Below are 13,430 nucleotides of genomic sequence, written 5' to 3'. Positions count from 1 at the left end.
GTACTCCTCCTGTTTCATATATTTACTAACATTCAGGGTGGACCAGTTAATAGGGGGAAGGTCAGATAGTTTCGCGTCAATACGCGTCGTTTGTTTCATGAGCCAGGCCGGATGATGATTGCCAATTGCATCATGAAATTCTTGCGGTTCTCTATATTCTGATAAGATAAATTTAATAGAAAATTCGCATCATATTAATGGCTTATATTATCTATCACATAGCACTCCACTATTGCCACAAATTAATACCATCTATTTTGCAACTACGGTTTAATTTATCTTTACGTCCATAACATAGATTTTCTAACAAAACCCAATTAATCTACTTTCATGAATTTCGTATTTTACAATATTGAGACTACAGGCATTTCACCGGAATACGATCAGCCATTGCAATTTGCTGCGATCCGGATGGATGATAATTTCGTGGAGCTTGAGCGCATCAACATCCGGTGCCGCTTAGCGCCTTATATACCAAGCATCTGGAGGAACAACGCCGCCTTTTTTTATGTAGGGATAACTCGCACAAAAGCCGAGCCGGACAAAGGGACACATGGAACACTCATACTAACGTATTGTCAGAAGATGCCAGCTAGGGAAGCACTTTCAGTTGGGATTACACCAGCCCAAGTGAAGTACGGTAAAGCACAACTAATTGCCAGTCAGTTTATTAGTGAACTGGGTCTCCCACGGCACCGGCACCTATCTGTAGGGAACAATTATTATCCTTTTTAGTCAATTAGGGTATTAATGGCGGAGGGAGCGGGATTCGAACCCGCGAGACAGTTGCCCGCCTACACGCTTTCCAGGCGTGCGCCTTCGACCACTCGGCCACCCCTCCGTAATATCAACCCAATGACATCACTTAAAGTTAACAACCAGAATCTCATATGACTGACTGCCGCCGGGTGTCGTTACATCAACACTGTCGCCAATGGTTTTGCCGATAAGAGCACGCGCAATAGGCGACGACACGGATATCTTGCCGGCCTTTGCATCGGCCTCTACTTCGCCGACAATCTGAAAAACCTGCTCGACGTCCGTATCTTCATTAACAATCGTCACCGAAGCCCCAAACTTCACCACCGTGCCCGATAATTTGGATACATCAATAACCTCGGCCCGGCTTATTTTATCTTCAAGGTCTAAAACCCGCGTCTCGTTTAAACTTTGAGACTCCCGCGCAGCGTGATATTCGGCGTTCTCCGACAGGTCGCCATGGGCGCGCGCCGCCTCTATCGCCTTGATGATACGGGGGCGCTCAACGGATTTCAGATGCTTGATTTCCTCCTCAAGGGCGCGATACCCCGAGGCTGTCATAGGTATTTTTTCCATAATGGCCAGTATAGACGATTTTGCGCACCCCGTGTAGACCCTATGAAGAACCGATATACGCCTGAACGGGCATCACATCTAAACTTTCAGAGCGCAAAGCGGCAATGGCCTCTACCACGGCGCACACTCCCGCCAACGTCGTATAATATGGCACGCCCTCCATCAGGGCCGCCCGGCGCAACGACAATGAATCCGCAATAGACTGCGCTCCCTCGGTGGTATTAAACATCAGATGCACATCACCGCTTTTGATGGCATCTACAATGTGCGGACGCCCCTCAAGCACCTTGTTGATAACGGCAACGTTCAATCCGGCCGCCCCGAGAAATTTAGCCGTACCACCGGTGGCTATAATCTGAAATCCCATCTCTATGAGGCGGGAGGCAGGCCCTACCAGATGGGCTTTGTCGGCCTCCTTGACGGAGATAAAAACCACCCCTTCAAGAGGCAATCGCGCACCGGCGGCAATCTGGCTTTTGGCAAAGGCGGCCTCAAAACTGGCATCAACACCCATAACCTCGCCGGTTGAGCGCATCTCCGGCCCCAGAAGTGTATCAACACCGGAAAACCGCGCGAAAGGAAACACCGCCTCCTTAACCGCAATATGACCCTTGGAGGTTTTTTGCGGTTTTATAGACGCCAATTTTTCTCCCATCATCAACCGCACGGCCGTTCGCGCCACCGGAATGCCAATCGCTTTAGACACAAATGGTACCGTGCGGCTGGCCCGCGGATTAACTTCCAGAACAAAAATCTCTCCATCCTGAACCGCATATTGCACATTCATTAACCCGACAACATTAAGTCCCGATGCCAGGATTTTTGTCTGACGTTCAAGCTCTTCAATGACAGGGTCTGACAGCGAGTGTGGCGGTAAGACACACGCGCTATCGCCGGAGTGAACTCCCGCCTCTTCAATATGCTCCATAATGCCCGCCACAAAAACATCACGGCCATCCGATAGGGCATCCACATCAACCTCCACCGCATTGCGCAAATAAAGGTCTATCAGTACCGGATTCTCCCCCGATACCACAACGGCCTCCCGGATATAGCGCTCAAGCCCCGCTTCATCGTGAACAATCTCCATAGCCCGTCCTCCCAGAACATAAGACGGACGTATAACCACCGGATAGCCAATGCGCCCGGCAATCGCTTTGGCTTCTTCGGCGCTCCACGCAATACCATTGTCAGGTTGACGCAAGCCCAGTTTGTCCAGAACATTTTTGAACCGGTCACGGTCTTCGGCAAGGTCAATGGCATCCGGGTCCGTTCCCAGAATAGGCAACCCTGCGGCAGCTAATTCGTGCGTTAAATTAAGAGGCGTCTGACCGCCAAACTGCACGATAATACCCTCCAGAACCCCGCGGCTGCGTTCCACCGCTGCAATCTCAAGCACATCCTCTACGGTAAGAGGCTCAAAATAAAGCCGGTCGGACGTATCATAGTCCGTGGAAACCGTCTCCGGATTACAATTCACCATGATGCTTTCAACATCTGCGTCATAAAGAGCAAAGGCAGCATGACAACAACAATAATCAAACTCGATGCCCTGCCCGATACGATTAGGGCCACCGCCTAAGATCATCACTTTACGCCGGCCGGAAGGGACGGCTTCGCACTCGGGTTCCATGTTGTTGAAAGGTGTTTCATAACAACCGTAAAGATAAGGTGTGCGGGCAGCAAACTCGGCAGCGCATGTATCAATATGTTTGAACACCGGACGCACACCCAATGTATGACGGTGAGTGCGCACGTCCGCTGCCGTCATCCCTGTCAGGGTTGCCAGACGCGCATCGGAAAACCCCGCCTGCTTAAGACGGCGCATTTCATTTACCTCTTGCGGTAATCCTCCCGTGCGCACTTCTTGTTCCATCTCTACGATGGCCTGTAGCTGCCGGATAAACCATGGGTCATAAGCACACGCACCATGAATATCTTCGCAGGAAACACCATGACGCAAAGCCTGGGCTATAGCGCGCAACCGGGACGGCGTAGGGCTGGCCAGCGCTGCCCGCACCGCATTATGATCGTCTCCCAGACCCAACCCGGGCAAGTCAATATCGTCCAGCCCCTCAAGCCCTGTATCCAGAGACCGCAACGCCTTTTGTAGACTTTCGGGAAAGCTGCGTCCGATGGCCATAACCTCGCCGACAGATTTCATTGACGTAGTCAGACTATCATCGGCACCCGGAAACTTTTCAAAAGCAAAGCGCGGAATTTTGGTAACAACATAATCAATGGACGGTTCAAAACTTGCAGGTGTTACGCCGGTTATGTCATTGGCCAGCTCGTCAAGCGTGTAGCCTACGGCCAATAAGGCGGCCACTTTAGCTATAGGAAAGCCTGTTGCTTTTGAAGCCAGCGCCGAAGAACGTGACACTCTGGGGTTCATTTCAATGACCACCATGCGGCCATTTTCAGGATCGACGGCAAATTGAACGTTAGAACCGCCGGTCTCAACGCCAATCTCCCGAAGACAGGCCAGAGACGCATCTCTCATTCGTTGATATTCTTTATCTGTCAGGGTAAGGGCAGGAGCTACGGTGATACTGTCTCCCGTATGCACGCCCATGGGATCAACATTTTCTATGGAACACACGATAATGGCGTTATCCGCCTTGTCGCGGATGACTTCCATTTCATATTCTTTCCAACCCAACACGGACTCTTCAACCAGCACCGACCCGACAGGCGAGGCATCCAGTCCGCCTGCAACAATGCTTTCAAACTCCTCACGGTTGTAAGCCACACCGCCGCCTGTACCCCCCAACGTAAAAGACGGACGTACAATCGCCGGCAGTCCTGTATCTTCCAGCGCATCCAGTGCTTCCTGTTTGGTATGCACCAACCGGGAGCGCGGTGACTCCAGCCCGATCCGCATCATGGCATCCCGGAACAACTGGCGGTCTTCGGCCTTGGCGATGGCTTGCTTATCTGCACCGATGAGCCGGATATCAAGGCGTTCCAGAACGCCGTCTTCCGCCAGCGCGAGGGCTACATTAAGAGCCGTTTGTCCACCCATGGTAGGCAGTATCGCATCAGGCCTTTCTTTTTCTAAAACCCGCGCCACCATTTCCGGTGTAACCGGCTCAATATACGTAGCGTCTGCCAGTTCCGGATCCGTCATGATGGTTGCCGGATTGGAGTTCACCAGAATAACCCGGTAACCTTCTTTCTTGAGAGCCTTGCATGCCTGCACACCGGAATAATCAAATTCGCACGCCTGACCAATAACAATAGGCCCCGCACCAATGATTAATATGCTTTCAATGTCGGTGCGGCGCGGCATGACCTCTCCTAAGTCAGGTTTTCATAAAAACGTGTAAACAGATAATGGCTATCATGAGGACCGGGTGAAGCTTCCGGATGATATTGCACCGAAAAAACCGGCTTGTCTTTTAGGCGGAGACCACAATTGCTGCCATCAAACAGGCTGATATGAGTCTCTTCCACATTCTTGGGCAGGCTATCCCGGTCAACCGTGAACCCGTGATTCATGCTGGTAATCTCCACCTTGCCGGTTTCTATATCTTTAACCGGATGGTTGGCTCCATGATGCCCCTGCCGCATTTTTGTCGTTTTGGCACCCAGCGCCAGAGCCAGAATTTGATGACCGAGACAGATACCAAACACCGGCACACCGGAGTCTACAATCTCACGAACCACCGGTGCGGCATAAGCGGCCGTTGCTGCCGGATCTCCGGGCCCGTTAGAAAGAAATACGCCATCAGGCCTGAGCGATAATATAGCCCGGGCCTCCGCGCCGGCCGATACGACACTGACCCGCACACCCTGACTTGTAAGAGAGCGCAGAATATTGCTTTTCATGCCATAGTCTACCGCCACCACATGGGGTGCCGGTGCGGATACGGTCTCTTTTTGCCCGGAGTCGGGGGTATCATGAGGGGAGCGCCAGAGAGGTTGATCCCACTCATAAGACGTATTTGTAGTGACTGACCGGGCTAATTCCATACCCTCAAGACCGGGCCATGCGCCGGCCGTTTTCTGCATGGCCGCCGTATCAAAACGGCCACCGGGCTCATGGGCAATAGCCGCATTAGCAAAACCCTGCTCACGAATGCGCCGTGTCAGGGCCCGTGTGTCAACCCCGGATAGACCGATAATTCCCCGTTCTTTCAGCCAGCCATCAAGATGGTCCTGCGCCCTGTGGCTGGACGGCAGCGTTAGAAGCTCCCGTACCACCAAAGCACGGACTGCTCCTTCAGGAGACACATACGCCGTTTCATTATCGTCGCCGTTAGCCCCCACATTGCCGATATGAGGAAAGGTGAACACGATAATCTGACCTGCATAAGAGGGGTCCGTTAGAATTTCCTGATAGCCCGTCATGGCGGTGTTAAAACACAATTCACCAACGGCGTGTCCCGTTGCGCCAAAGCCGATGCCGGGCAAGGTGGTTCCATCGGCTAGCGCCAGCATGCCGGTTACAGCAGTGTTTGAAGTCATGGATGATCCGGAATTGTTGTCACCCGGACACTATGGAATAGCGGCCTTCCGGTCAAGACATGGCAGGTGTTTTTCAGCGCCTGTTTTGAACTAAATTCAAATCTGAAGTGTAGTGCCCATGAAACGTGCGGCGTCGCGAAAGGCTGCCTCACGCGCTTTGGGATTTCCTCCGGCATGAGCGCCCCGTTTGGAAAATACGGGCGCGTTGGCGAGGCGGTCTTCAGGTTCATTAAGAGGCTTTTCGGTTCCCTCTACCACCATGGAACCATCCTGACGTATGCGCACAAGAGGGGCGGGAGTTAGCGCCTGCACTTTGTCGTGGAAGACCACCGGATCACGGGAATCAAATGAATGGTGTGCATCAGGATAAAGAATAATCTCGGCAGGAACCCCCGCATCAACAAGAGCGCGGGTGAGATCAACCGCCTGCACGGCAGGTGTGTAGTCCTCTGCTTCTCCGATAAGAATAAGCATCGGCGCACCGGACCACCGCATATCATCACAGCGCATATGACACGCCGGATAAAACCCGAGGTGAGCGGCAAAACGTGCCCCCTCCGGCGCAAGGCGTTCCGCCAACGGCTCCCATGCCGAATAAACAGCCATTCCGCCACCCAGACTCCATCCTGTCACCCCGACACGCGCTCCATCAATGGATGGATTCTCCAGTAGCACTGCCAGAGCGCTAAAAGCATCATGCACCATCATCGCCATGGTGACGGCCATTTGCCGCTCTGCCGTGCTTTCAATACCCCGGGCCTCAAAAGAATGGAGTTGAAAGACCGCGAAACCCTGATCACGAAACGCCTGAAGATGTTCTTCATGATGAGCCCGCCATCCCCAACTGCCATGACACGCAATAACGGCCGGAACCGGATGATCCGGCCCCGCTTCAGAGGGCAGGCTCAAAGTACCGGACATATCCCGGCCGGACATCTCATCGGGCCGTGCAATAATGTGGTAAAATTCAAAGGGGTCTGCAGACCGGAACTCGACTCTCTCCATGCAATCAGATTATCACGCTCAGGCCCGAAACCCAATGGTCTTGCATCACGGGCCGGTTTGCTTATGCTTGTTTCCTCCGGAAACATCACCCATCAGGAACAATTACATACATGACTCTATCTACACCCACGCCGGATACCCCTCGCTTAAAGCAGGACCTGTCAAACCACCATGCGGCACCGGCCGGCAAGACCGTGCGCCACGACTGGACACGCCGGGAAATTGAAGACCTCTTCGCCCTGCCTTTTAATGATTTGATATTTCAGGCCCAGCAAGTCCACAGGCAATGGTTTAGCCCCAATGAAGTCCAGAAGAGTACGCTGCTCTCTATCAAGACGGGAGGGTGTCCGGAAAATTGTGGCTATTGCAGTCAAAGTGCTCATTTTAAAACCGGCGTTAAGGCCACCAAACTCATGAGTGTCGAAAATGTGGCAGAAGAAGCCCGCAAGGCACGTGACGCGGGTGCCAGCCGCTATTGTATGGGAGCGGCATGGCGGAATCCCCACGACCGGGATATGGACAATCTGTGTGCCATGATTAAAGAAGTCCGGGCTCTGGGCATGGAAACCTGTATGACCCTTGGCATGTTGACCGGCGAACAGGCGCGTCGTTTCGCCGATGCAGGATTGGATTATTACAACCACAATATAGATAGTTCACCGGAATATTATGACAGTGTTGTAACCACCCGCACCTATCAGGAGCGGCTGGATACTCTTGACGAAGTGCGCGAGGCGGGTATCCGGGTATGTTGCGGAGGCATTGTGGGAATGGGAGAAAGCCGCGCCGACAGAGCCGGTATGATCCACACTCTCGCCACACTGCCGGAGCACCCAGAAAGTGTGCCCGTTAACTTGCTCATGCAGGTGGACGGCACGCCCCTTGGTGATAGGGGTGATGATTTAGACCCTTTTGAGTTTGTCCGCACCATTGCCGTTTCGCGGATTACCATGCCGGCTTCCGTGGTGCGTTTGTCGGCAGGGCGCTCCAACATGAATGACGAGGCGCAAGCGTTGTGTTTTCTGGCAGGGGCTAATTCCATTTTCATTGGCGAGAAGCTTTTGACCACGGAGAATCCGGAACAGGACCACGACAACACTCTTTTTCGCCGCCTTGGGTTAGAAGCCATGTCACCGGCATGACCGGCAACGGTCAGCCCTCCACGCAGCCTGCATCGTCTTTCAGGGCCGTTGTATGGGACTTTGGGGGGGTTATAACCAGTAGTCCTTTTGATTCTTTTAACCGCTTTGAGGCAGACAACAATCTGCCGAAGGATTTTATCCGGCGCATTAATGCTACTAATCCGGACACCAATGCGTGGGCACAATTTGAAAGCAACCAGATAGATTTAGATGAATTTGATGCGCTATTCACCGAAGAAGCCCGTCAACAGGGCGGCGGGATAAGCGGACGACAGGTCATCAACCTTCTGCGGGGCGACATCAGGCCCGGTATGGTGGAAGCCCTGCGCCGGTGCAAAACGCACTTTAAGACCGGATGTATTACCAACAATACCCGCTCTCCCGGAGAGTGGGATAGCATGCTATCCGGCACTATGGCGTTGTTTGACCATGTCATTGAATCGTCAAAAGCGGGCATGCGCAAACCCGACCCCCGCATCTATGCGATGATGTGTGAGACTCTTGGAGTAAATCCCCATGAGGTGATTTATCTGGATGATTTAGGCATTAACCTCAAGCCCGCCCGCGCTATGGGCATGGCCACCATAAAAGTTGCAAGCGAGCCTCAAGCCCTTGCAGAGCTGGAAAAACTCACGGGACTCACCTTGGTTGAGCATTAAGAAGTTTAGGGGCTTATATACTTTATTGCCCAAAAATTATGGTCGTGCTGTTAATTGGGTAGCAGTGGTTTTGCTCTCTGTTTTGGGTGACTAATTACAATAGTAACCTGATTAGACATCCCACCGCGACATTCTTTCTCCGTGTCCGTGGAGATTCAATGATAGGGGCCGGCATTCATGACAATGATGTTCTGGCGGTTGATCAGAGTCTTGAGCCGGTGAGCGGCAAGATTGTCATCGCCGTTGTTGATGGTGAGTTTACGATTAAACGGCTCATCAGGACCAAGGGCAAGACCCTGTTAGTACCCGAAAATGATGCCTACGATCCAATCGAATTTACGGACGATCAGGATCTTGAAATCTGGGGTGTCGTGACCGGCGTTACCCGCTAGGTAGGATGACTTCTCACTACGACCCGACATTTTATGCCCTTGTTGACTGCAATAATTTCTATGCGTCATGCGAGCGGGTATTTCAGCCATCCTTTAATAACAAGCCCGTGGTGGTTCTATCCAATAATGATGGCTGTGTAATAGCCCGTACAATTGAGGCAAAGGCCTTGGGTATTCCAATGGGTGCGCCCGCCCATATGTACGAAAATCTGATGAAGCGAAATAAGGTGAAGGTATTCTCAGCTAATTGGGTTTATTTTCGACCCGGCTAATTATATTATTCGTTTTGATTTCACTTAAGCATCAAAAAGGATTCCAACATGCAACTCGTTCAGGAATTTCAGTTTAATGGTTCGCTCGGTACCCCCATACCTGTTGGCACGATACCAATTGGCACACGGTTGGTTTACGACATCAAAGGTGGTGAAGTGTCCGGAGAGCGTATCCGGGGAAACGTTCTGGGAGGTGGGGAGTGGGCCCTAATTGGGTCTGACGGTTTCCTTCGGCTAGACGTTAGGGCGCAGATCGAAACCCATGATGGTGCGTTTTTGTATATGCAGTATTTTGGGCTCCTCGAAATGAATACGGCCGTCCAGGAAGCGACAGCCAGCGGAAACGAAACTCAATTCGGGGATCAATACTTCTACACCAACCCACGCATCGAGACGGGTGATGAGCGATATGCCTGGGTGAATACGACATTCTTTATCGGTGAAGGCCGTATCTTTACCGGGGGAGGTGTTGAGTATCGGGTTTGGCGGCCTGCATAATTCACTGAGTGGTCAGTCCTCATCAACAGGTCGGGTTTGAAAGTTAGTTTATGGCTGGTCCGGGTTCAGTATAGGCAACATATTCACTGACCTTCAGGGTGGACCGGTTAAATGGGGGAGGGTCATCTACATAATCTGGAAAAGTGAATTTTCCCTTCGTTTTCTCTTTACAAACCCCTGTGAATCTACTCCACAGTTACGGAGTTGATTAAAGATCGTATTGAGGAGGCTCTCAATCTATTCATTTTACACCAAAATAGCCCCGGATATGTATTCGTGATAATTGAATGCTAAATAAGTGATGAAAATACCGAGAACAACAGATAAAGCATCAAAAATTATTTTTGCATCACTTGCTTTTTTCTTTTCATCCCTCAATTCAGAAACCAAAGCTGAAACAGCTGAATAGGCTAAAAATGATCCAAACAAAATAATAGAATATGTATCCGGATTAACAGCTAGATGTAATATTGCCCAAACAGCAATTCCTAAAGACATAGGATGTCTTGTTATCTTTTTTATGTATGTTGGCAAGTTGGCAGCAACCAGAAAAGTTAAAGAAAAGAACATCACATATGTAGAATACAAATAAGCGTTTGGGTATACTGAATAGTGATAGTTTGTTCCGCTTTCATACCCAAATATAATCATCAATAATCCAGCTAAACTGATCAGGGCAAATATCCCCTTGTATGGATATTCGCCTAGCTTAGATTGTAAGAAACTTTTTAGATTAGTAAAAAGCGGAATTAAATGAACCCCAAAAAAAATTATTATTCCTGCTTCAAACATAATTATTATCCTCTAAACAAATACATATTTATGTGAGTTGCCTCCATTTGACTGACCCACCCTGAATGTTAGCACGGCATACATATAATACACTAACTTTCAAACTGGACCGATTGAAGGGGGCATGTCATCCCCCTGATCAACACTAAGATAAACGATAAAAGAGAAAAACAGATGAAACTTGCAGACAAGACGATCGTGATCACTGGCGGCACATCTGGTATTGGCTATGAGATAGTGCGCATACTCGCACCAAACAATAAAGTCATTGTTATCGCAAGGTCGGGCGTGCGGTTAGAAAAATTAGAAAAAGAGTTTGAAGGCATAAAGATCTATCCGGCCGATTTATCTAAACCACAAGAATATGAAGCGTTGGCTGACAAGATCGTGAAAGCACATAACCAGATTGATCTGCTGATCAATAATGCGGCGATTCAGAATACACCAACCTATATCGATGATGATTTTTCTTATGATACCATCATCCCGGAGATTCACCTGAACTTCACTGCCGTATGCGCGCTGATCTATTTGCTTCTTCCCGCCATGTTGGATGATGGGCGTGAATGTATCATCACCAATATCAATTCCGGGCTGGCACTGGCACCGAAGACAGGTTCAGCCATTTATTGTGGCACCAAGGGGGGGATGGATGTGTTCTCGCAAAGTCTTGGCTATCAGCTGGAGCAAACCAATATCCGCGTATTACAGGCGTTTCTTCCGCTCGTTGATACACCGATGACGCATGGGCGCGGTTCAGGCAAAATCACACCTCAACGGGCCGCACAGGATATAGTGTCAGGCATTGAGCAAGGCAAACGGATTAACAATATCGGCAAGGTGAAATTGCTGCGTGTACTGCTAGCGCTCACACCACGCCTTGACCGTAGCCTTATGAAAAGGAGTTAACCAGGAATCAATCACTACAAGCATTATTATTCGGAGGATTGATGATGACGCTGACACTTTCACCCGCACTGGCAAAAGACGTTACGGTAACGGTTGAAGCCATAGATACCGAACGCCCGGGACAAATTATGGCCATGCTCTTCAGCGAAGATGGCTTCCCGATAGATCATGGCAAAGCGCTTGCAACACAAACCCGGAATGTGACTACCGGAAGTGACACCATGCGTTTTCGCATTAATGTCGAGAACGATACATTCGCCATTAAAATCCTGCATGATGAAGATATGACCGGTAAGGTCAGCAAAAACTGGACGGGGATTATTCCCTCTGAAGGCTTGGGCTTTTCCAACGGCGCAAAGCTTGGGTTTGGTCCGCCTTCCTATAAAGACGCCGCGTTAAAAACTGATGAGGTAGGCAGAGAAATCGCTATCCCCATCATTTACCCTTAAGTCAGGTAAACCCTTATGAAACCGTTACTGAAAATCATGTTTATTCTGGCGCTTGCCTTTGCCGGTACCTTTATCATTCTCAACTCAACCGGCCTCATTACCGTCGAGAAGATTGAGATGTGGCTAGAAATGGCCAGGAATTCTGACCCAATGTGGGTAGCTCTCATCGTAGCAGGGCTGCTATTTGCTGACTTATTTATCGCGGTGCCAACGCTTACCACGATGATTCTTGGTGGATTCTTTTTAGGCCCGGTGATCGGCGCAATCGCAGGTGTTGTTGGCCTGCTGCTGGCCGGAACATGCGGTTACGGTATCAGCCGAAGATATGGTGAACTCTTGATTAATTTTCTTATCAAAGACCCGGAGAAGCGCAAAGAAGCCGTTCAGACCTTTCGCAAGCACGGTGCCATCGTGATCCTCCTTTCCCGTGCCACGCCGATCCTGCCGGAGGTATCGGCCTGTATGGCAGGTATGACGCGTATGCCATTCTTCAAGTTCCTAGCGCTTTGGCTTGTCAGCACTGTGCCTTACGCCATCATTGCTGCATATGCAGGTTCTATCAGTACGCTTGAAGATCCTAAACCGGCGATCTTAACCGCTATTGGTCTCACAGCCTTTTTCTGGCTGGGTTGGTTAATTTTCAAGAACTTCAAAAAATTAACCCTCCCCCATTTAACTGGTCCATCCTGAATGCAATGAAGATGTTGCCCAGGCTGAACCCGGACCGGTCGTAACTTTCAAACCGGACCGATTGATGGGGGCAGCTCAGTTCCCGTCAACAATATGGAGATGCGTACCGTACGCCGAAACTCCGGACCCCAAACTATCGGCAAACGCTTTCAACCCTTTTATGGGCAGGTCCCAATCAGGATCACCACTGAATTCACCCCTGCAGTCGCCGTATGGCGCCTGTATGGCCAGCAACTGCACAGGTGACGTTACCGTCACCTGCATCGGCGTGGGAGCGCCAGTATTGGCACCACCACCTCCGCCGCCCCCGCATGCGGCAAGAGAAGTAAGAGCAACAATGAGTGCAGGCAAAGAACAGGCTGAGTGGAGATTATTGATCAATTCAAATCTCTTTCCAGCCAGAGCAATAGCACAAATACCCATAATTCAAGGTGAGTTACCCTTTTAAAATTCTCTAAAAGGCCCTGCAAGTGTGCGTCCGGATTAATCACCTTACTCAAACTATGTCTGGGGCAATAATCATCGGAGCCACAACGGTGTTCCCGGACCCGAACCGGCAAAGCACGGTCTTCAGATATAATATCTGGTGAATTTCGGCAGATAGTGGGGTTTTTTTAAGCTGTTTTGGGCACTAAAATATATAAGCCCCGAAGTTTAGTATTGAGACTTAGGCGCTACCCCGGCTGGTAATAGCCTCCATGCGCGCCGCCTCAGCATCGTCATAAGAACCGTTAAGCTCGCCGGCGACACGGTGCAGCAAATCATCCTCGAAGCGATGCAATGAACCATCAGCGTAAGTGACATCCCATAACAGGCG

General features: G+C 50.4%; 13 protein-coding genes and 1 tRNA gene. 7 read left to right on the top strand and 7 right to left on the bottom strand.

Annotation, left to right across the window (positions count from 1 at the left end; all coding sequences use genetic code 11):
- Positions 1 to 751: 751 nt before the first annotated feature.
- The 5 genes from V6Z81_09910 to V6Z81_09890 all read right to left on the bottom strand — a co-directional run bounded on the left by V6Z81_09910 (position 752) and on the right by V6Z81_09890 (position 6,810).
- A tRNA-Ser gene (locus V6Z81_09910) sits at positions 752 to 841 on the bottom strand.
- A gap of 20 nt (positions 842 to 861) precedes the next feature.
- On the bottom strand, positions 862 to 1,335 hold the full coding sequence (gene greA, locus V6Z81_09905; protein MEG9862779.1) for a transcription elongation factor GreA: 474 nt from the start codon (positions 1,333 to 1,335) through the stop codon (positions 862 to 864).
- A 40-nt stretch (positions 1,336 to 1,375) separates the two neighbouring features.
- Positions 1,376 to 4,627: a carbamoyl-phosphate synthase large subunit gene (carB, locus tag V6Z81_09900; protein ID MEG9862778.1), complete on the bottom strand. Its 3,252-nt coding sequence runs from the start codon at positions 4,625 to 4,627 to the stop codon at positions 1,376 to 1,378.
- A gap of 8 nt (positions 4,628 to 4,635) precedes the next feature.
- Positions 4,636 to 5,805 carry a glutamine-hydrolyzing carbamoyl-phosphate synthase small subunit gene (gene carA, locus V6Z81_09895; protein ID MEG9862777.1) on the bottom strand — a complete coding sequence of 390 codons (1,170 nt, stop codon included), beginning with the start codon at positions 5,803 to 5,805 and terminating at the stop codon, positions 4,636 to 4,638.
- A 96-nt stretch (positions 5,806 to 5,901) separates the two neighbouring features.
- Positions 5,902 to 6,810 carry a dienelactone hydrolase family protein gene (locus V6Z81_09890; GenBank protein MEG9862776.1) on the bottom strand — a complete coding sequence of 303 codons (909 nt, stop codon included), beginning with the start codon at positions 6,808 to 6,810 and terminating at the stop codon, positions 5,902 to 5,904.
- A 110-nt stretch (positions 6,811 to 6,920) separates the two neighbouring features.
- Here V6Z81_09890 and bioB point away from each other — a divergent pair, with 110 nt between their 5' ends.
- The 4 genes from bioB (at position 6,921) to V6Z81_09870 (ending at position 9,773) form a co-directional block, all read left to right on the top strand.
- Positions 6,921 to 7,952, top strand: a complete 1,032-nt coding sequence (gene bioB / locus V6Z81_09885; protein MEG9862775.1) for a biotin synthase BioB — start codon at positions 6,921 to 6,923, stop codon at positions 7,950 to 7,952.
- Positions 7,949 to 8,611, top strand: a complete 663-nt coding sequence (locus V6Z81_09880; GenBank protein MEG9862774.1) for an HAD-IA family hydrolase — start codon at positions 7,949 to 7,951, stop codon at positions 8,609 to 8,611. Before bioB ends, V6Z81_09880 begins: the two co-directional genes overlap by 4 nt.
- 86 nt (positions 8,612 to 8,697) lie before the next feature.
- Positions 8,698 to 9,003 carry a translesion error-prone DNA polymerase V autoproteolytic subunit gene (umuD, locus tag V6Z81_09875; GenBank protein ID MEG9862773.1) on the top strand — a complete coding sequence of 102 codons (306 nt, stop codon included), beginning with the start codon at positions 8,698 to 8,700 and terminating at the stop codon, positions 9,001 to 9,003.
- A gap of 320 nt (positions 9,004 to 9,323) precedes the next feature.
- Positions 9,324 to 9,773: a DUF3237 domain-containing protein gene (locus V6Z81_09870; protein ID MEG9862772.1), complete on the top strand. Its 450-nt coding sequence runs from the start codon at positions 9,324 to 9,326 to the stop codon at positions 9,771 to 9,773.
- Between the two features lie 246 nt (positions 9,774 to 10,019).
- Here the strand turns inward: V6Z81_09870 and V6Z81_09865 are convergent, their stop codons facing one another.
- Positions 10,020 to 10,565, bottom strand: a complete 546-nt coding sequence (locus V6Z81_09865) for an NnrU family protein (protein ID MEG9862771.1) — start codon at positions 10,563 to 10,565, stop codon at positions 10,020 to 10,022.
- Between the two features lie 174 nt (positions 10,566 to 10,739).
- On the opposite strand from V6Z81_09865, the gene V6Z81_09860 reads away from it, so the two are divergent.
- From V6Z81_09860 to V6Z81_09850, 3 genes are read left to right on the top strand one after another with little or no spacing between them, the layout of a single operon-like run.
- On the top strand, positions 10,740 to 11,474 hold the full coding sequence (locus V6Z81_09860) for an SDR family NAD(P)-dependent oxidoreductase (protein MEG9862770.1): 735 nt from the start codon (positions 10,740 to 10,742) through the stop codon (positions 11,472 to 11,474).
- Between the two features lie 41 nt (positions 11,475 to 11,515).
- Positions 11,516 to 11,923: a DUF2141 domain-containing protein gene (locus V6Z81_09855; protein ID MEG9862769.1), complete on the top strand. Its 408-nt coding sequence runs from the start codon at positions 11,516 to 11,518 to the stop codon at positions 11,921 to 11,923.
- 15 nt (positions 11,924 to 11,938) lie between these two features.
- Complete coding sequence (locus V6Z81_09850; protein ID MEG9862768.1) at positions 11,939 to 12,613, top strand: VTT domain-containing protein; 675 nt, start codon at positions 11,939 to 11,941, stop codon at positions 12,611 to 12,613.
- Between the two features lie 75 nt (positions 12,614 to 12,688).
- Here V6Z81_09850 and V6Z81_09845 read toward each other — a convergent pair whose 3' ends face one another.
- Positions 12,689 to 12,994, bottom strand: coding sequence for a hypothetical protein (locus V6Z81_09845; GenBank protein ID MEG9862767.1), 306 nt, complete (start codon positions 12,992 to 12,994; stop codon positions 12,689 to 12,691).
- Positions 12,995 to 13,430: the final 436 nt, after the last annotated feature.

Source organism: Parvularculales bacterium, from assembly GCA_036881865.1.
In the GTDB taxonomy this organism is placed as follows: domain Bacteria; phylum Pseudomonadota; class Alphaproteobacteria; order JAPOUT01; family JBAJNM01; genus JBAJNM01.
The sequence above is the reverse complement of the archived record's forward strand: the minus strand, read 5'-3'. Positions and strand labels throughout refer to the sequence as shown.